Origin of the sequence: Nitratireductor rhodophyticola, assembly GCF_019891355.1 — a bacterium.
In the GTDB taxonomy this organism is placed as follows: Bacteria; Pseudomonadota; Alphaproteobacteria; order Rhizobiales; family Rhizobiaceae; genus Nitratireductor; species Nitratireductor rhodophyticola.
The window spans coordinates 24776-43979 of record NZ_JAHSSF010000002.1 but is presented as its reverse complement, the minus strand read 5'-3'; the positions used below and the strand labels follow the sequence as shown (position 1 = coordinate 43979).

Here is a 19204-nt window from a genome sequence, read left to right as displayed (position 1 = left end):
CCCTGTCATCTCCTTCATAGCACTCTGGAGGGAGCCGAAGATGTACACCGCAGGAACAGCGGGCGAAGCCAGACCCGTTAAAGTCACCGCGAGACCGCGAGCCGCCGTGATCGCCATCGTCTATCATTCGGGCTACGGCCATACCGCACGACAAGCCCAGGCAGTCAGGGCCGGTGTCGATGACGTGCACGGCGCCGAAGCCCTGTTGCTGACGACCGACGAAGCGCAGCAGCGGTGGGAAGACTTATGCGCCGTGCAGGCGATCATTTTCGGAGCTCCGACCTATGTCGGCGCCGGCTCGGCGTCTTTCAAGGCGTTCCAGGAGGCAAGTTCCAACGCCATCATGGCCCAGGGATATCTCTGGAAAGACAAGATCGCCGCCGGCTTCACCAATTCCGGATCCCGGTCGGGCGACAAGCTCTCGACGCTCCTGCAGATGGCGCTGTTTGCGGCGCAGCATGGCATGCACTGGGTGAGCCTCGACCTGCCGCCGGCGAACTGCTCCTCTACGGGCTCGGAGACGGATCTGAACAGGCTCGGTTTCTGGCTTGGCGCCGCGGCGCAGTCTAATGTCGATCAGGGGCCGGATCTGGCGCCGCCCGAGTCGGACCTGGCAACCGCGCGGCATCTCGGGAGACGTGTTGCGACCACCACACTGCAATTTGCGCTCGGGCGCGAAGCTGCGCCTGCCGCCACGGGCGGATAAGTTCCGATGCCCGCAGGCGATAGCGATGCAATCTTCACCGGTCTTCGACCACGGCTGACCCGGCTTGCCTATCGCATGCTGGGTTCATTCGCCGACGCGGAAGACATCGTGCAGGACGCATGGCTGCGCTGGCTGAGCCATGATCGAAGCGAAGTCCGCGAACCTGCAGCCTTTCTTCAAACGGTCGTTACCCGCCTGTGCATCAACGAGCTGAAATCTGCGCGCCGACGACGCGAGACCTACATCGGGCCTTGGTTGCCCGAGCCGTTTCTCGACCCGGTGAACGACGATGTCTCCGAGGAAATCACGCTGCCGCTGATGATGGCGCTGGAAAGACTGTCTCCGCTACAGCGTGCCGCCTTTTTGCTGCATGACGTTTTCGGGGTCGGCTTCGAAGAAGTATCGGGAATGCTGGGCCGCGACGCCGCTGCCTGCCGCAAGCTTGCCAGCAGGGCGCGTGTTCACATCCGCCAGGCCCGCCCACGCTTCAGCGCAACGAAGGTGGAAGGCCAGAAGCTTGCCGCAGCGTTCTACACGGCATCGCGGACCGGCGACATGGAAGCGCTGCGCGATCTGCTGACGAAGGACGTCGTGATCTATACGGATGGCGGCGGCCAGGTTGCCGCGCCAACTTCGCCATCGGTCGGGCTCGACACCGCGCTAAAACTCTTCAAGGCGCTGGCCCGCTATTTCGCCCGCGCGCCGTCGCGCTTCGTTCGCCCTACCATGATCGACGGTCTGCCCGGCTTCATCACAATCGAGGCCGGCGGCATCACACAAACATCGGCTTTTCTGGTCAGCAACGGCAGGATCGCGGCAATCTATGTGACGCGCAACCCGGAAAAACTGCATCACCTCACTCGATGCGACCGGCATTCCTGAGTAAAGATGTTCTTTTGTAACCGGTTCCGGTAGCTGATCTACGATCTTCGCTCGAGCCCGTAAACAAGGTTCCCGGGTGGCCCTCCGCTCAAGCGACAATGTCATGTTGAAAGTATTGTCCCGATACGACAGATTTACAACCATTGCGCGTCAAAATCATGCCGTGCAGAATTAGTTTTTCCTCAACCTCTTTATGCAAAGACGTGTCGAGGGGAGAAATAGCCATGCCCGGAAAGAAAGCGGGGTCCAGCGAGGCCGCAAAAAGCCGATCGATACATGATGCACCCGGTATTCTGGTAACCGGCGGTGCAGGTTTTATTGGCTCTCACCTGGTTGATGCGCTTCTGTCCTGGTTCCCCACGGCCCGGGTTACCGTGGTGGACGCGTTTACATACGCAGCGAACGCCGAGAACCTTGTGAACGCCAGGAGAAGCGGTCGCCTGCGGCTGGTTCGCGCCTCTGTTGAGGACAGGGCTCTGCTTCGTGATCTCATCACACCAGAGATGCTCGTTCTCCATCTGGCCGCGGAAAGCCACGTGCCGCGCTCCTTTGCCGACCCGGACCTGTTCGACCGCGTAAACCGTCATGGGACACGTGTGCTGCTGGAGGCTGCCCGGAGCGTCGGGGTGCCGCGCGTCATCCATTTCAGCACCGACGAGGTGTATGGCAGCAGGCTCTCGCCCGCCGACGAAACCAGCCCTTTCGCCCCCACCAGCCCCTATGCGCGTTCCAAGGCCGATGCAGAAGGCGAAATCAGGAACGCCCGAAACGCGGGGCTTGACGTCACCGTGCTGCGCCCCAGCAACGTGATCGGCCCGCGCCAGCACAAAGAAAAACTCATCCCCCGCTTCATCGAACTGGCGCAGAGCGGACGAGCGTTTCAACTGGAAGGCGACGGGGACCAGAGGCGCACATTCCTTGCCATTTCCGATCTTGTCCAGGCAGTCCGGCTGATCGTTCAGAAGGGAGCACCCAACGCGACCTACAATGTCGCCGGGGCTGAGACCTTCAGCGTGAGGGAGGTAGCCCGCATCATTGCCTCGGCAATGGAGAAAACATGCCGGTTTGAGCATGTTGCCGACCGCCCCGCCAATGACCGCGCCTACCTGCTGGACGGAGCGAAGATGGCGGCACTCGGCTTTCAACCACGCACCGGCGTGCAAGAGGTGGTGCGAGAAATCATGACCGGCGATAGAGGGGCGCATGCCGCATTGCCGGGACGCGAGCGCCGCATGAGCATCGCGGCAGCCTGAAGCGGCGGTAAACCATGTCGGGCAGAAACACCGCTACGCAGATCCTGAAAACCAGCGGGTCGAGCTACGCTCTGCCTTTTCATGTTCCTCACCGTGCCCGTCGTCAGGCGGCGTATGTGGCTGAGGCGCTGCGGCACGGACATCTGCGCCCGGACGGACCCTTCTTCCAGCGCGCGCAGGCGTGGCTGGCCGACCACACCGCTGCTGAGCGTGTCGTCCTGACAAACTCCTGCACCGCGGCACTGGAAATCGCGGCGCTGACGCTTGAGCTCGGCCCGGGCGATGACGTGATCGTGCCGACATTCACCTTCTGCGCCTCGGCGACGGCCTTCGAGCGGACCGGCGCCCGCATAGTCTTCTGCGACATCGACCCGGCGAGCATGATGCTCGATCCCGCAGACCTCGCGCACCGTCTGTCGGACAGGACGCGGGTTATCGTGGCCACTCACTATGGCGGGGGCGTGGCTGATATGGAGGCGATCCTCGCGCTCGCCCGGAGCCGGGGCATTCATGTTGTCGAGGACGCCGCGCAGGGGTTTGGAACCCTGCGCAACGACCGCCCCCTCGGCACCTTCGGCACGTTTGGCGCCTTCTCCTTTCACGACACCAAGGTCGTCTCCTGCGGCCAGGGGGGCGCACTGATCGTCAACACCGACGACCGCAAACTGCTCGAGCTGGTCACGAGCATTGTGGAGCGTGGCACGGATTTCGCTCTGGTTCGATCCGGTAAAAAAGCCTTCTACGAGTGGACGAGTACAGGCTCCAGCTTTCAGATGGGCGAACTGGAAGCTGCCATCCTCACAGCTGAGTTTGAGGCACTTGATGAGAATCTGGCCGCGAGAAAGCGCGTCGCCGCAGCCCTCATGCGCGGCATGGAGACCCTGGCCCTGCCGATTATGCCGATCCATGCGGATGCCCAGACCGTATCCAATTTCCACTTCATGCCCGCGCTCACCCGCTCTGCCCGCGAAGCAAAGGACCTGATTGCCTCGCAACGGAAACGCGGCATCGACTGTCGCCAGCACTATGTTCCGCTGCATCTGTCGCCTCGGGCAAAAGCAATGTCCTATGGCCACGGCGCCCTTCTGGAAGCTGAAAGCACCTGGGATCGGCTGGTTCGCCTTCCCGTTCATACGGCGATGGACGCATACGATGTCGAGATGGTTCTGGAAGGATTGAAAGCCTGGGCAGGTTAGCAGCTCCATCAGCTCCCCAAAATCATTCAGAAACTGTAAACCAAGCGCAACTTTTGCGGGATTTTTAATTCAAAATACATGCCATTTAACGGTTTCGTATTCGACGATAACTAAGCAGGCAGAAGAGTGCGGTGAACTTTCCCGAAAACCCTCTGGCCAGGGCCATGCGGGACCGGTTCCCCGCAGACATCGAGGATGAGGATATGAGCGTGGTCAACGACGACGGTGGCGTACAGGAACAACACACGCGCGACTTTCCGTCAGCGTTTTCTGCCTCCGCGAGTGGCGCGAAAAACAGGATCGTCGCGGTTCTCCCGTGGCTGTTTCTGGCAGCAGCCCCAATTCTGGCTGTCGTGCTTTTGTCTTTGCCGCTTCGGGCTCCCATCGGTGCGATGTATTGGGACACGTTTACCTATTACGACGCCGCGAACCGGATGTTCACCGGGCAGATGCCGGCGATCGACTTCTTTACGCCCGCCGGGCCGCTTGGATACGCGATCGCCGCCATTTGGATCGGGCTCTTTCCGAGCGGGCAGCCGAGCCTGCTGATCCACTGGTCCACAATGACGGTGACGGTGCCCCTCATGGCCCTTGTGCTTGCCGGCCTCCCAAGAGCACCGCGCGCGCTCGGCTTATGGCTCGTGATACCCTTCTTGCTCTTCAGCCTTCTGCCATTCAACGGCAAGGAGTTCTCTTCCTTTCCCGGCTCGGACGCTTTCGGCTTCTACAATCGCCAGACCTGCCTCATTCTTTTTCCGCTGATTTCCGGGCTCATGTTCGCGCGTCATCGCGGCGTGCTCATCTCATTGATAACACTTTCAATGTTCGTGCTCTTTTTCTGGAAGATCACGGGCTTTCTCGCTGCAGGTCTTATCTGCGCTTTTGCCCTCCTCGCCGGTCGGGTGCGACTGCGGGATGCCGCGCTGGCTGCAGTCCTCTTCGCCATACTGCTTGCCTTGATTGAAGTTTCGACGGGTATCGTCATCAGCTATATTGCGGACGTTCTCACGCTGGTTCGGATGAACAGCGGGACTCTCTTGCCGCGCGTCGCGCAGGCGCTCTCGATCAACTTTGGCATTACCGCCGCCCTTGGCGTTCTCATCGGCACGTTGCTCATCGCCGGGCGATCCGAACTGCGGTCGGCGTTTGCCAAAGCCCTGCATGAAAGATCGACCACTTCGGTCGCGGCGTTCCTGGACCGACCAGCTTTCTGGCTCGCTGCCATCACAGTTGCGGGCGTCTTTTTCGAGACCCAGAACACGGCCAGCCAGGCCATGATCTTCGTCTGGCCGGCGCTATTGGGGGCACTCCTCGCCCTGCCTTCCTGGACAGCGGGTTCGCGCAGTGTGATCGTGATCGCAACGCTGGTCGGGGCGGTCTATCTGCCACCCGCGGTTTCCATAATCGAACGCGCGGCGCGAGCTTATGTCGGCGGCCTCCGCTATGTCCCGCTGGAACACGCCAATCTCAAGACACTGGGCGCTGTAACGACGCGGTCGAGCGTGCTGACCCGCAGCGCTGTCATGACGGATATCTATGCGCGTCACCGTCCGGCATACGAGGACATCGCAGCTCTGGACGAACTGCCGGGAAGTGTCCTCTATTCGGATTTCGACTTCCAGATTGCCTATCTGCAGACTGTTGACCGAGCCATCGGTTCCCTCCACGCCCTGGAGGCAAAGAACGGCGTGCGCTTCAACACCATCATGTCGCTGAATTTCACCAATCCGTTCCCATGGCTGATGGACCGCAAAGCGCCTCTCCACATCACAGTCGGCGCCGACCCTTTTCGTGCCGTTCCCGCACCGGATTCCGATGTGCAGCGCGCCGTGTCGGCGGTCGATATAGCACTCATGCCGACATGCCCGCCAACCAATGCCAACGCCAGACTTCTGGCGTTGTACTCCGGCGGCCTCGCCAACCACCGTCGCATCAAACTCGACGAGTGCTACGACGCATTCGTCAACCCGAAATTTGAAACGTTGAACCAGTAAGATCGAAAAGTGGGAGCAGAACTGTGAGTCTCAAGGCAAATTTCACACAAATGGCCCGGACGGCGGTATCCCGTGCCCTGCCGGTTGGTGTCCTGGACCGTGGCCCAGCGTTGCGTGGCACGCGTTTTCTCGCCGGGGCGCAACGCAGGGCAACCCCCGACCGTCCGTTCCAACTGATCAATGTCGGAGCATGTGACGGTGTGCTGTTCGATGACGTGACACCCTGGCTGCGCCGGATCAAAGGATCGCGCGCTGTCCTTGTGGAACCCATTCCCTACAATCAGAAGCGATTGCGGGAGAACTATCCCGACACCGACCGCTTCATCATTGAACCGGTGGCTGTCACGCAGGAAAAAGGCACCATTCGGATCAAGACTTTCGACATCCCCGCGCTTGAGGCGGGCACGTTACCGATTGAGTTTATCGGTTGTTCCTCCATCACCGACAGCAACCTCATGTCCGGCAAGGATGCCTGGGGGGAGGAGGATGGCAACTTCGAAAAATTCGCCGCGCATCTAACGGATATCGACGTGCCGGGCGATACGTTGCAGAACATTCTCGACCGCAACGGCATTGAGTATATCGATGCTTTTCTGGTCGACTGCGAAGGAGCCGACTGGGCGGTCTTCGATCAGCTTGATATCGAGCGCTATCGGCCAGGCATGATCAAGATCGAAATCGGTGCGCTATCTGCCGAGGAGATGGGCAAGGTTCTCGTGAAGCTGAATGCAGCAGACTACCAGGTGGGCCTTTATGCAGCAGACGTCTGGGCGTTCGCCCACTGAACCAGCGTGTCCTGCTGCAACACGCCATCAGCGCTTTTAATCGCAGGAAGCCGAGGTTTGCTTCGGCATCTCGGTTGCAAATCTCCATGCCAATCAAAAACGCCGGTCCAGACAGAGGTGGATCAGGTCGGGTGAAGCTGATGCTTCGTAGCGGGCCGCTCCAAGCGCGACCTTTGCCTCGAACTCAGCCGAAAACCATCTGCGTGCCTTTATCGCGTATCGTTCCCTTTTGTCGGTCGCCCCCGCCGTATGCCCCTGTCTTAGTGAACGGGATCACCTCTGCTTCAACAGCAGGTTCAAATCGGAATGCCCGTAGGCCCACTGATACCTCACACTTAAAGATGCCCGCAAAAAACGGAGAATCGGCCCAAGCCGGCGCCCCAAAGCTCTGTCAGGGAGCACCATCAGATGGGTACCACCTGATGGGAGCTCACCACTAGAATCGCGCCGTTACCTTGCCCTGGACATTCCAGCCACCGGCTTTCGTGCTGCCGGCGTCGCGAAGGGCGGCACCGGCGAAGACGCTGGCCGTGAAAGTGTCCGCGATGGTGTAGTCGAAACCTGCTCCAACCCCGCCCAGGGTCGAGCTTCGATCCGTCGCGTGATCGCGCCCGAATCCAAGATCGGCGAAAAGATAGAGTGAAAAGCTGTCCTGCATGCGTGGAAACCAGTCGCCGGCGACCTCGCCGCCCAGCAGCGAGGTGTTCGGCAATCGCAGCTCGTTGCGCCAGATGACGCCGCTGTCCACGCTCACATCATCGTAGTTGTAACCGCGCACCGCATAGCGCCCGCCGAGCGAGACGCGTTCCGTGTCCGGCAGCGCCTCGCCGGCGAGCGTTCCCGAGAGTGAGGAAATCCATGAGAGCTGCGCCGGCAGCGGCGTGGCGCGGGTGAGATCCATGGCCAGGTACGCGTATCGAAGATCATCGATGCGGCCATTGGAAAAGGGCTGCCAGCTGGCCATGTCGTTGCCCTGAAGCACGCCGCCGGGATTTGCTTTCACGCGCACATCCAAGACCGTTTTGCCCCAGCGGTCCTCAAAATCCCCGCTCCAGCCCAACACCAGCTGGAAAAGCTCCGCATTTCCCTCTGCGACCGACACGCCATTGAACAATGTACGTCGTTCGAGGCGTTTGAATTCAACGCCGCCATAGATGTCCCCCCAAAAGCGTCCCGGCAGAATGTTGGAGACCGCCGACCGATAGATCACCGGCAGTTCGAACGTCGTGTTCTCGATGGTGAAAAAGCGGTTTGGCCGGTCGCTGCTCGCGACCAGACCCGGAGCGATTTCCAGACTTTGGCGGGCAAAGGTCGGGATGGTCAACCTGCCCGCATGACTGATGTAGCCCGGATAATCACCCTCCCGCGGAATGATAATCCCCGGGTCGCTCCAGATGTCGTCGCTTGCCGTCATCTGATAGGAAATCCACGGCGCGCCCGGCAGGGGCAGGCGCGCAGAACCGCCAAGGAAATAACGGTCCCGCCCGGTATCGCTCGAGCCGGAATTCGACCAGCCGGCAAAGACCTGCCAGGGCCTCTGCGTCCGGATCATGACGTCAAGACTGCTGAGCGCGGTGTCCTCGCCCGGTCGAAACACCCCTTCGGCGCGCCGATACGGGGTGCGATTCAGCCAGTTCAGATCTTCTTCCAGCGCCCGTGCATCGATTTTCTCTCCGCGTGCCGCGCGCAGGCCCTTCCGGATGCGTTCGGCTTCATCAGCGGCCACACCTTCAACCGTCACCCCGCCGGTGCGAAACTCAATGACGCGGACCTGCAGCACACCGCTGGTGATTTCCTGTGGCGGCAGGGTGACGGAGACAAACGGATAACCGGCCTCCCTGTAGACGCGGGCGATTGCGGCCTGGATTTTGCCGGCCAGAGCGAGGGTCAACGGCTGACCGATGAGCTGCCCCAACGCGCTCTCGGCGGCCTGCCGGTCGATGATATCGATTTTCCCCCCGACGCCTTTCGGCGGTGCAGTGGCAGCCTCATCGTCTTCACCGATAAGATAAACGCCGGTGAGATCGACCCCGAGTGGCGTCGTGTCTGTCGCACCGAATTCCTGTTCATCCACACCGAGAGACACCGGCTCGCCGGGCACAGCCTGCGGCAGGTTGCGCTCGATGGCGGATTGCGCGAAAGCCGCCGCATGAAGGAGCAGGATGCCTGCGCTCAGCGCGATGGCCAGCGTCAGCAGATGCTGACGGATCGAAAACTCTGGTGTCATGATCATTCCACCGCAGCGCTGAGCCATGCGCCGTAAGATCGGTTGCAGGGGTAAACAGCGACCGGGCCGCTCTCACCGACAGCCACCGGTTCGCAGGTCTCGGTCTTTCCATCCTCTGCTTCTATGAACAATGGCGGCGAGGACTCATATACCTGCGGCTGCGCGAGGGGTGTCGGGACATCCGGCCCGCCGAGGACGGTCAGAATGCCGCCGAGATAGGTCAAATCGTAGTTGGCCGAGAGCGCTAGAGAGCCCTGATCGATGGCATAGATGCCGGCTGGCGAGTTCGCATTCGCCATCGTGAAAAGGCTGCCGCTCATCTGATCGCCATTGACGAGCGATCCGGACACAATGGCGTAGGTCAGCGCGGGATTGGCTTCGCCAATGTCGCGCTGCAGATCGTCCGCCCGCACCGTGACTGCGCGCCTGTTGACGGTCACGTCAGCGCCGGTAAAGGCGATCTGATAGTTGCCGCCAGCCGATAACGACCCCTGCGTGATCCCATAGGCGCCCACATCGCTGGTGGAGGTCGCGCCACTGGAGAGCGCTCCCGTGAACACCGATGCATCATCGCCGCCGACCAGTCCGCCATGGGAATAGCCAAGGGTCGGCGCACCGTCGCCATAGGTCATGCTCGCCGCATTTGCCGTCACCCACAGGGTCGCAGGCGAGATGACGAGCGAACCCGATGCAAGTGTCAGATCGTAGCCGAACTGGCTGGAATAGAGCCCGCCAAGGGTCAGGTTTCCACCCGTGTAGGTTCCCGCATCTGCGGCGGCTGCAAGATAGCCTGCCGTGCCGAAAATCCGGGAACTGTCATAGGGGCTGCCAAAAACGAGCATTCCCACATCGGAACTTGCGGCGCTGCCGTCATAGACCTTGCTGCCGCTGCCGCCCGTCACGCTGAGACCGGTCATGAAACCGCGCAGGAGCGGGGTCGTATAACCGTCGTAGATGCGCCAGACCGCGCCTGTCCCGCCCTCATCGTCGATGTTGAAACCATAAGCGGTGAAGGTCGAAAGCTGCGTCATCTGCGCGCCTGTCAGACCGGTCACGCCGGGAACCGTGGGATCGTAGGAGAAGCCGACAGCATCCGTCAGGCCAGACGCGTCGGTGTCCCATACAGTCGCGCTGAAGGAAGCGCCGGTATCGACGAGCCCTGCAATGCCGCCCTCATTGCCATCGCCGGCAGAGGCGGAGCCTGTGGCATAGGCTCTTGCAACCGATCCGGATGTCGTCAGTTGACCCAGAAGGCCGCCCGCGAAAGCGGCGGCCGACACGGAACCCGTCGCGTAGGAATCCGTGATCGACCCTTCATTCACGCCGGCCAGGCCGCCGGCCCCGTTGCCGCCTGCCGTCACATTGCCGGTGGCGAAGGATTGCGTGATGGAGCCCGCATTGTACCCGACCAGACCGCCAAAGTTGAAGTTCAGGTTGATCGCGCCGCCGACGGTCACATTGCCAGTGGCGTAGGACTGATGGATCGTCGATCCGCTATAGGTGACACCGACAAGGCCGCCGATATCGCCGACGCCGCCAATGCCGGTCACCGCGCCGGTGGCGGAGGAGCGGGCGACCGCCCCATCCAGCGTGCCGACCAGACCGCCGATGCTGTGGGCTGCGCCGGAAACGTCCGTCGAGGTCTGCACGTCGCCGATGGTGGATCCGGCGTACCCAGCCAGTGCGCCAACGTGACCGTTGCCGGTGACGCTGCCGTCCGACAGAATGAGACCCGACAGGGACGAACCGGCAGCGGCATAGCCGAACAGGCCGACATAATCGTCAGCCGCGCGGTCGATGGTCAGGCCGCTGATGGTATGACCCTGTCCGTCGAGACTACCGCTGAACTCGGCGCCGTAGACCCCGATCGGATCGAAGCCCGAGCCACCGTTCCAGCCTGCCGTACCCGATGCATCGATGTCGTTGGCGAGGACGAAGGCGCTGCCGAGAAGACCGCTCGATCCAATACCCTGCAATCCGTAGACATCCGCGATCTGATAGGGCGTCGCGGATGACCCATCGCCGCCGAGCGCACGAAGGAACTCGCCGCCCGCTATGTTGAAATCATTGGCGTGGAAACCCGGAAGGGTGCTGCCAATCTGCGTCCAACTGGCGTCAGACCGGAACCGGTTGACATAAATGTCGCCGGTGGCCGTGGCGGAAACACTGGTTGCGCTGCCTGTCCGGTCAACGCGCAGTCCGCCATTGGCGGCGGTTACCGATCCGTTGATCGTGATCGAGGTGTTGCTGGCGTGGCTGTAGAGATTGAGCTCATTGGAATTCGCCCAGGCAAGATCCCCGTTTACAGTCAGTTCGCCAGCGACGGCCCAAAGAGTCATCAGGTTCTTGCCAACGGAGAATGTGCCATCCGTTGAAACTGTCAGGTTGCCCCCGGCATACATGTTCTGGTTGAGCGAGAAGTCGGCACTGGCGTCGAGATCGATATTGAGGCTTTTGCCGTTGCCATCCGACCTCAGCACGGCGCCCGGAATGTTATTTATGAAATCCAGATCGCTGTCGCTGAACGAGCCAACCGTCGTGTCCAGAGCGGTTGAAACGCTGTTTAGATTGGCCGCGTCCGTCTCGATCCGGAAGGTGTTGCCCCAGATGTCCGCGCCGGAGATGCCGCCAGCAGTCATTCGGTCGGAATAGGTTGCGCTTTGCGTGCTCTCGCCATCGAGATAGGTGAGAACGCCGGCAGCATCGAGCGATCCCGCATCGGTCAGGATATAGTAGTAGCCATTGGCGCCGGTAACGGCAGAGCCAAACAGGCTGCCGCCGGAAATGCCGCTGACATCAGCCCCGGAAAGCGGCGTGCTGCCGCTGTCACCATAGGCCGTGCCCGAAACGGCAACCGGCGTCGAAGCATATTGCCAGCCGAAATAGGGGTAGAGGTCGTTGCCAGTGGCCCAGATGGTGTTGTTCAGGCTGAAGCCAAGCCCGAAGTCGAGCGAGCCCTGCATCTGCGCGGTGGTCCGGCTGCCGGTGTTGGTCACTGTCGGAGTATAGAACCCCGTATATCCGATCGCGTCGCTCCGCCCGGTCGTGCCAATGTCCCAGGCCGCGTTGGTCATGGATACACTGTTATGCCCGGCCTCACCGATAAGTGCGCCCGCATAGCCATCGGCCGCCACGCGCCCCGTGACAAAGGAGTTCATGATGGCGGTGTTTCGGTCGGCCCTGCCAAAGAGACCACCCGCAGAAGCACCATTGATGCCGAGCACCTGTCCGGCAAAATAGCTGTTCTCAATCGTGAGGTCCTCGGAGTCCCCGACAAGACCTCCAGCCACACGGAAGCTGCCTGACGCGACAACCGTCGCGGTAGAATGGGAGGTTTCGATCCTGTTGTTATCGTCATCGGCGGTTCCAACGAGTCCGCCAGAATTCGATCCGGTTATTGTTCCAGTCGAACTGGAATTCGATATAGTCAGCCCCTCGGTCGCAATGCTCACCAGGCCGCCGACGGCGCTGCCCGTGCCGATTTCCGTGACAGAGACATCCGCATGCACATTCGTCATCGTCGATCTGTCGAGGTTTCCAAAAAACCGGCCTACGACGCCTGCGCCCCACCGTTCTGTCTCAACCGTACCGCTGACAGTGACATTCGATATGTGATGACCGATGGACCCGCCGCTGTTCTCACCGACCAGGATCGCTGTCTGGGAATATCCGGTCACGCTGGCATTGGTGACGTTGAGGTCCTTGATTTCCGGCTCCGGCGAACCGGGGGTTCCCTGGTCCCCCCAATGAGATATGAGTGCAACATTGTGATCGGAGGGCCGGTTTATAAACAGCCCATCGATCGTATGGCCCTGGCCGTCCAGATTGCCTACCAGGCTCACGGGCCTGAACCCTGCACCGCTGTTCCAGCCCGACACTGGCGACGCATCGATATCACTGACGAGCTGATAATTGAGTTGATCAACCAACCCTGTACGACGATCCTTTTCTACTATTCCCTGAAGCCCGTAGATATCGGAGAGCTGATACGGGTTTGCCGCGGTCCCGTCCCCGCCACGCGCCCGCAGAAACTGCCCACTAAGCTGATTAACCCGGAAGTCGCCCGCCTTGAAGGTTGGCAGGGCAGCCCCGACCTGATCCCAATAGCCGCGCTGAAGGGTGAAGGTCCCGACATCGACAAGAGCATAGTTGGGATGGGTGTGGATCGTGCCGACGATATCGGGGCCGCCCTGCCCTTTTGCGATCAGCGTCAGGCCGCCATTCGGCGCCAACACGCCGGCGTTCATCTCGATATCGTTGTAGGCGTCCAGAGTCAGCGTGTTTGTGCTGCTCCAGCCAAGGCCATTGTTCACGATAATGTCGCCCTTACGACCGGGGCCAGGGGTGCCGGCCACGGGGCCGTTTGCGGTCGTCGCAGTCGTTTGCAGCGTGACGTTCGAGTTTGCGAGGGCGTTCTGAATCGTCTGCGCCGGCCCGTAGGTGATGATGATGTCTTCCGGGTCGATCAGCCAGTTGCCGGTCGTGCCGCCCGCAGCGGATGTGTCGATCGAGACGCCGTTGAAGTCGACGGTCTTCCTGCCCGAAGTCTCGATAAAGCCACCCGTACCGCCAGTCCCGCCCCGCGCGCTGAGAGCGCCGGAGACGGTTGTGTCCTTTTCGGCGAAGATCATGATCTCGCCGCCCCTGTCGCCATCGCTTTCAGCGGAGGCGTCAAAGGTTCCGGTGACCGTGATGTCCCCGCCGGTGACGGTGATCGTTCCGCCCTCGCGCGCCGGACGTGGGGTCGGAATGGGCACGTTCGTCGCCATCCTGCGGGCCTTGAGGCGACCGCTGGCCCTGACCTTGCCCGTGGCCCCGGCGGTCAGAAAAATGCGCCCGCCGGAGCTGGTCACACCCGTCGCCTTGATGACGTCGTCCGTGTTGCCGGCCAGTGCATAGACATTGCCGCCATTGGCGCGGATCTCGGCATTCGCGGCAGCAATCGTGCCTGAATTCACGGCTTCCGTGTCCGGACCGCCGAGTTCCACGGAGAGGAGCCCGTCCGTGTCGGCTGTGTCTTTCATCAGCACCTTGTAGCCCGCGCCAAGCGCGGCGGTGCCTTTGGGCGCTTCCAGCGTGCCGGTATTCTCCACCCGCCGGGCAATCAGCGCGATATCGCCCTGTGCAGAGCGGATCGTGCCGGCATTCGTCACCTCGGCGGTGCTGTTGCTGGAGAAGGTCATCCCGCCGCCATTGAGGAAATCACTGTCGGTCACGTCATGGGTGGAGGCGACAAACGAACCTCCCGTGGCGACCAGACCGCCGCTGCCGACCACCACACCGGCTGGATTGATGAGGAACACGCTGCCGGTCGCGGTGAGGCTGCCGTCGATCTGGCTTGAAACATTGCCGGTGACGCGATTGAGCGTCGCGCCATTGCCATTGTCGAAATGAACCTGATTGCCGGACCCGACAGAAAACCCGTTCCAGTTCACGATGCCGGTTTCGCTCGTCTGGCGGATATCCATCCGCGGGCCATTTGCCGAGATTACCCCATTGCCGGTGGTAAACTGTCCCCCGGAGGGCAGGGCGTCATCGGCTATGGCTGTGGCGGGAACGAGCGCTGTGGTCAGCATGAGGGACGCATATAGCGCCGGAGAGAGGTGAACACTCTTGTGCAATCTCATCCTGGCGCCCGGGACGCAGATATCAGTCATCCCCTTCGTCATGCCTCGAATTCCCCCCGGAAAACACGATGTTCCATTCGACATCGCTTTCAATACAGAGGGTTCTATTCCGGATTCCACCTACCAATTCTGATCATTTCTGACCAAATCTGACGATGGGCGCCCTATTCGCGAGACAGATCGTGAAAAAGCATCCACTGCGCGGATATTGACGTGAGAGAAACTTGCGGCATCCCGGAACATGGGCAACAAAAGCCCATGCTAAATCTCAAGACGCTGCTGCTGCTGGAATTTTGCACGACGGCCCTGCAGGCGATCGCCTGGCTCCTGGTCTGGCGGTCCTGGCGCCATCTCTTCGAGCTGAAGGTCATCGCAGCAGGTTTCGTTGCCATCGCGCTGGGGCTGCTGCTCCTCATTCAGCGCGGCCCTGATCCTGCGATCTGGCGGATTCTGACCGACAATACGGTGATCAAGATCGGGCTGGTGCTTCTGGCCGATGGCATGGCCCGGTTTCTCGGTCAGCCGAGATGTCTGAAGATCGGTATCGTCTGCCTGGCCGCGCACCTTGCCTTCTGGTCCCTTGCCGTGACGGTGGCACCGGAGGCTCTCGCCCTACGCATCCACGCATCGACAGCATTCACCGTCGTGATGATGGGCACCATGATCCGGACGCTTTATGCGGACCGTAGCCAGCCCAGCTTCCTGCGGTGGATCACGATCGCTCTCCTTGCGGAGTATTCTGGCGCCAGCCTGCTGCAGAGCGCTCTCGTTTACTGGTATCCCGCAACGGTCGCCAACCAATCGGTCCTGAGCGACGTTAATGCCTGGTATTTCTTCCAGGGGCATCTCTTCATCGTCGGCTTTTTCATCTGTCTTCTTTTCATGGTCGGCATGCGTCTCTCGCTCGACCTGCGGGACCGCAACGCGGCGCTCGCCCAGGAAGTGGCCGAACGGCGCCGCCTCGAAGACGAGCTATCCGCTAGCCTGGACGCGGAGAAGGCCGCCCGTCAGGAGCAGCGACAACTCACACGGATGGTCAGTCACGAGTTCCGCACGCCGTTGGCCGCGATACGTTACGCCACCGAGATGCTGGATGCTGTGATCAGACATCCGCCAGACGCCGTTACGAAACGCTTGAGGAGCATCGATGCGGCGGTGTCCCGCATGACCATGCTCATCGACCGCTTTCTGTCCACAGAGAGGCAGGTGGAAGGTGTGTTAAAGGTCGAAGCGCTGGACGTCGCCGGCCTGGCGCAGGACATCCAGCGGCACTTCGACCAGGTTGGCCTGGGTGAGCGACTGCGGTTCTCATCGATCGAGGATGTCCCCGGTTACCGGGCGGACGTCGAGATGCTGCAGACGATTGTCGTCAATCTGGTCGACAACGCCCTCAAATATTCGCCCCCCGAGACACCGGTGGAGATTGCTTTCTTCACCCGTAACAAGCTGCTCATCATCACAGTCGCGGATCGCGGCATAGGTGTTCCCGAAAGCGAGCTCAGTCATGTGGGGCGTCGCTTCTTCCGCGCATCCAACGCCAGAAGCACGATCGGCAACGGGCTTGGGCTTCACACGTGCAGGCAATTGCTTGGGTACCACAGAGGAACTGTAGAGCTGCAGCCGCGCGACGGAGGAGGAACTGTCGCTACCGTGCGTTTGCCCTTGCCGGGTCTTGAGCCCGAAAGTGAAGCAGAGTGCAGGGAGGTGGAACGCGCATGAGCCGGATTCTCATTGTCGAGGACGAGGAAGCCTTGCGAGGCGATCTGGTGGACTACATGTGTCTGCAGGGATTCGAGGCAACCGGGGTCGGAACCGCCGCTGAACTCCTGGCCGTGTTGCGAAACGATGTCCTGCCGCACGTCGTGATCCTCGACATTGCCCTGCCTGACGGCGACGGTTTCAATCTTGCCGGGACCATCCGCGCCCAACTGGATTGCGGCATCATCATGCTGACGGCGCACGGAGATACCGAAAGCCGCGTGCGCGGTTTCGACAGCGGGGCGGATATCTATCTGGTCAAGCACACCACCCTGCGCGAAATTACGGCAGCGGTTCACAGCTTGCTGCGCCGGCTGCCGAAGGACCAGATGACCGAAGATGCGCCTGCAGCGTGGGTTCTCGATGCAGTCGCCTGGACGTTGCGCGCACCGGACGGCCAATCGGTGAAGCTGACCGCGACCGAAAACACATTCGTCGGAGTTCTGATCGCAAACGCCGGTCTGCCATGTGCAAGAGAAGACCTGGCCCGCATCCTTTCCAGGCGGCAGACCCAATTCGACAACCGCCATCTTGATGCAGTGGTGAGCCGGCTACGACGCAAGATTTTCGACCAGACCCGGATCGATCCGCCGATAAAATCGGTCTACGGCATTGGATACTCCTTCAGCGCTATCGGCGAGATCCGCAACATGTGACCTGGGTGATTTGCGCTGGAGTTGGCGACCGTTGCTGACGTTAAGCAGGATTTTTCTTGCGCCTACAAGCTGCCGCTTTGGGCGTTCTGTTTTTCGAACCACTCCAGAGAATCACGACCTGCGGCCAAGCTATTCCCAAGTGCCTGCTTTTGCGGCACCGGGAGCCGCCGGGCTCTCTGGGTCAGATCATCGATCCTATTGAATCGGCGGTTTACGCGTTTGGTTCATGTAAAACAAAACCCCGCTGAACCAAACGGTTCGCGGGGTTTTGTTGTTTGGTTGCGGGGGCCTACAATCATCTTTACTTGCGACCGCCCTCTCCGCTTCATCCCATGCTGCTCCAGATGGACACAGCGCTCCTTAGAGAGTTATTTCGCACAGCAGCGTGAAGCGACAGTTTTGGGACGGCCTTCGGAAAATCTCCGGTGACCGCAGGAAAAGGATGGGTTCTCTCGCTGAGAGATCGCAAGATTTGGGACTTGGACCTCGATTCCTTCTTCATCCACCGCTTTGGCGTGGCCGGTATGGGGCGGCTCTCCCTCAATCCACAACAGCCGCGCGCCATCGAGAAATTGCATCATTGTCGAGTCGCAACAGGGGAATGATGATCGTTGTGCCGAAGACATCGAGGAGCTGGTCCAATCATCGCATGAACTTCAATAGGCGTGCATGCGGACCACGTCGCAGCCCGGACCGGGATTTGGGCGGATAGAGAAGGCTCTACATCAGTATTGGCGTCGTCAGGCTCCGAGCTGGATATTTCGTGTGTCGCTGCACGTCGGTGGTACAATCTGCGGAAGGAGTCCTTCGGCTTTCTTCGTGCCAGATATCCGAGCTTCTGTAGACGCTGCCGGCGGGTGTGCTCGACCAGGAATTTGTGACGTATACTCAAGTCGTGCCTAGTGGTCGGCGTGATGGCTGCAGCGACCATCGCTGAGGCCGACGACGCATGACCTCTTATGAACAGCATTCGCCGCGATCTGCCATAGCTGCAGCTGGCTCGACCTGCTGCCAACCCGAGCCTCGCTGCGGCAGGAAGGTCCTGTCGAGCACCGTCTTAGCGACCTGCAGGTTCGCGCCAAGGCCATCCCTCGCGAGCAACGGTGCGCTCGATCCACGAAAGCTGCCTAGGAGAGGACTATGGTACATAGGCCTGCTCTGGTCGATTGGCTGCACCGGCCGTGCGTTCTGGCTGTCAATGTATCAGCTCAGTACTCGTCTGCTATCATCTGAAGCGAGCCGATGCACTTCGCGCGTCGCGAACGCGATCTACAGAACTGAACACACCTTGGCTCGCCCCTCTGCCTCCCGATGCGTGTCCGCTAGCTACCGGCGCCAAACAGATGGCGAGATGGCAGTTCATGCAGGTTGGTCAGCAAGCAAGAAAAATTTCCGTTCCATGGGTTGACGGGTAATTTTAGTGCTGCTTAAATTTTAATAATACTAAAACAGGGGCACGAGGGTATGACGGCAGCCTTGGCAGAGATTTCTGCTCGTCCAACGCAGTTGGGAAAGAAGCTGCGCCGCCGTCGCCGGGAGCTCGGTCTGACGTTGAAAGAGGTTGCCGACGGTGCCGGGCTGTCAGTCGGGTTCATTTCCCAGATCGAGCGAGGCATCGCCACACCATCACTCTCCTCGCTCGTTGCGGTTTCCCATGTACTTCAGGTGGAAGTAGGGAATTTTCTCTCGCAACCGGTCCCGAGCACAGCGCTTTCACGCCATGACCAGCGGGCTACCTACGCCATCAGCGAAAACTCGCTCACCTATGAGCGTGTCTCGTCTTCCTTTCCGGGCAATGTGCTGCGGAGCGTCATCATCCATGAGCCGCCGGGGCATCGGGGCGAGCCGATTGCCCATGAGGGCGAGGAGATGATGTTTGTTCTCAAGGGAGCGATCACAGTCGAGCTTGAGGGTGAACCAAGCATTCTGGAGGCGAACGACTCCATCCATTTTCAATCAACACGCACTCACGCCACGTGGAATCACACGGACGAGCCGGCAGCGGTTCTATGGGTCGGTACGATGGATGTGTTCGGTGAGGAGCCGGAGCTTCGCGGGCTTCATTCTCCCGCTGCTGAAATTCAAGATAATAAAGGGGAAACACAATGAGAAAGCCTTCC

12 protein-coding genes are annotated in these 19204 nt (G+C 60.6%); 10 read left to right on the top strand and 2 right to left on the bottom strand.

Annotated elements, in window-relative coordinates:
• The first annotated feature begins 40 nt into the window (after positions 1-40).
• The 6 genes from KUG85_RS05960 (at position 41) to KUG85_RS05935 (ending at position 6816) form a co-directional block, all read left to right on the top strand.
• Positions 41-706 carry a flavodoxin family protein gene (locus KUG85_RS05960; protein WP_141686051.1) on the top strand — a complete coding sequence of 222 codons (666 nt, stop codon included), beginning with the start codon at positions 41-43 and terminating at the stop codon, positions 704-706.
• 6 nt (positions 707-712) lie between these two features.
• Positions 713-1588 (top strand): sigma-70 family RNA polymerase sigma factor, encoded by an 876-nt coding sequence (locus KUG85_RS05955; RefSeq protein ID WP_223004541.1) that lies wholly within the window; start codon positions 713-715, stop codon positions 1586-1588.
• A 224-nt stretch (positions 1589-1812) separates the two neighbouring features.
• The gene (locus tag KUG85_RS05950; protein WP_223004540.1) at positions 1813-2841 is read left to right on the top strand and encodes a GDP-mannose 4,6-dehydratase; all 1029 of its coding nucleotides are present in this window, start codon (positions 1813-1815) and stop codon (positions 2839-2841) included.
• Between the two features lie 14 nt (positions 2842-2855).
• Positions 2856-4037, top strand: coding sequence for an aminotransferase class V-fold PLP-dependent enzyme (locus KUG85_RS05945; RefSeq protein ID WP_223004539.1), 1182 nt, complete (start codon positions 2856-2858; stop codon positions 4035-4037).
• A gap of 164 nt (positions 4038-4201) precedes the next feature.
• Positions 4202-6031, top strand: a complete 1830-nt coding sequence (locus KUG85_RS05940) for a hypothetical protein (RefSeq protein ID WP_255606274.1) — start codon at positions 4202-4204, stop codon at positions 6029-6031.
• Positions 6032-6141: 110 nt separating this feature from the next.
• Positions 6142-6816 (top strand): FkbM family methyltransferase, encoded by a 675-nt coding sequence (locus KUG85_RS05935; RefSeq protein ID WP_255606273.1) that lies wholly within the window; start codon positions 6142-6144, stop codon positions 6814-6816.
• Positions 6817-7252: 436 nt separating this feature from the next.
• Here KUG85_RS05935 and KUG85_RS05930 read toward each other — a convergent pair whose 3' ends face one another.
• Both KUG85_RS05930 and KUG85_RS05925 read right to left on the bottom strand, forming a co-directional pair.
• Positions 7253-9043 carry a ShlB/FhaC/HecB family hemolysin secretion/activation protein gene (locus KUG85_RS05930; protein ID WP_255606272.1) on the bottom strand — a complete coding sequence of 597 codons (1791 nt, stop codon included), beginning with the start codon at positions 9041-9043 and terminating at the stop codon, positions 7253-7255.
• Positions 9044-9045: 2 nt separating this feature from the next.
• Positions 9046-14619 carry an MBG domain-containing protein gene (locus tag KUG85_RS05925; RefSeq protein WP_223004535.1) on the bottom strand — a complete coding sequence of 1858 codons (5574 nt, stop codon included), beginning with the start codon at positions 14617-14619 and terminating at the stop codon, positions 9046-9048.
• A 309-nt stretch (positions 14620-14928) separates the two neighbouring features.
• Between KUG85_RS05925 and KUG85_RS05920 the strand changes: the two genes are divergently transcribed.
• The 4 genes from KUG85_RS05920 to KUG85_RS05905 all read left to right on the top strand — a co-directional run bounded on the left by KUG85_RS05920 (position 14929) and on the right by KUG85_RS05905 (position 19193).
• On the top strand, positions 14929-16389 hold the full coding sequence (locus tag KUG85_RS05920) for a sensor histidine kinase (protein ID WP_223004534.1): 1461 nt from the start codon (positions 14929-14931) through the stop codon (positions 16387-16389).
• Positions 16386-17084, top strand: a complete 699-nt coding sequence (locus tag KUG85_RS05915) for a response regulator transcription factor (protein WP_065817408.1) — start codon at positions 16386-16388, stop codon at positions 17082-17084. The genes KUG85_RS05920 and KUG85_RS05915 overlap by 4 nt, the downstream gene beginning before the upstream one ends.
• A 425-nt stretch (positions 17085-17509) precedes the next feature.
• A complete protein-coding gene (locus KUG85_RS05910) occupies positions 17510-17689 on the top strand; it encodes a hypothetical protein (RefSeq protein ID WP_223004533.1) in 180 nt (59 codons plus the stop codon).
• Between the two features lie 859 nt (positions 17690-18548).
• Positions 18549-19193, top strand: coding sequence for a helix-turn-helix domain-containing protein (locus KUG85_RS05905; RefSeq protein ID WP_223004532.1), 645 nt, complete (start codon positions 18549-18551; stop codon positions 19191-19193).
• Positions 19194-19204 lie beyond the last annotated feature (11 nt).

Bases quoted from the DNA above. Each gene is read 5' to 3' on its own strand.
- KUG85_RS05960 (WP_141686051.1), top strand. From the start codon at position 41: ATGTACACCGCAGGAACAGCGGGCGAAGCCAGACCCGTTAAAGTCACC.
- KUG85_RS05955 (WP_223004541.1), top strand. From the start codon at position 713: ATGCCCGCAGGCGATAGCGATGCAATCTTCACCGGTCTTCGACCACGG.
- KUG85_RS05950 (WP_223004540.1), top strand. From the start codon at position 1,813: ATGCCCGGAAAGAAAGCGGGGTCCAGCGAGGCCGCAAAAAGCCGATCG.
- KUG85_RS05945 (WP_223004539.1), top strand. From the start codon at position 2,856: ATGTCGGGCAGAAACACCGCTACGCAGATCCTGAAAACCAGCGGGTCG.
- KUG85_RS05940 (WP_255606274.1), top strand. From the start codon at position 4,202: ATGCGGGACCGGTTCCCCGCAGACATCGAGGATGAGGATATGAGCGTG.
- KUG85_RS05930 (WP_255606272.1), bottom strand. From the start codon at position 9,043: ATGACACCAGAGTTTTCGATCCGTCAGCATCTGCTGACGCTGGCCATC.
- KUG85_RS05925 (WP_223004535.1), bottom strand. From the start codon at position 14,619: ATGCTGACCACAGCGCTCGTTCCCGCCACAGCCATAGCCGATGACGCC.
- KUG85_RS05920 (WP_223004534.1), top strand. From the start codon at position 14,929: ATGCTAAATCTCAAGACGCTGCTGCTGCTGGAATTTTGCACGACGGCC.
- KUG85_RS05915 (WP_065817408.1), top strand. From the start codon at position 16,386: ATGAGCCGGATTCTCATTGTCGAGGACGAGGAAGCCTTGCGAGGCGAT.
- KUG85_RS05905 (WP_223004532.1), top strand. From the start codon at position 18,549: ATGACGGCAGCCTTGGCAGAGATTTCTGCTCGTCCAACGCAGTTGGGA.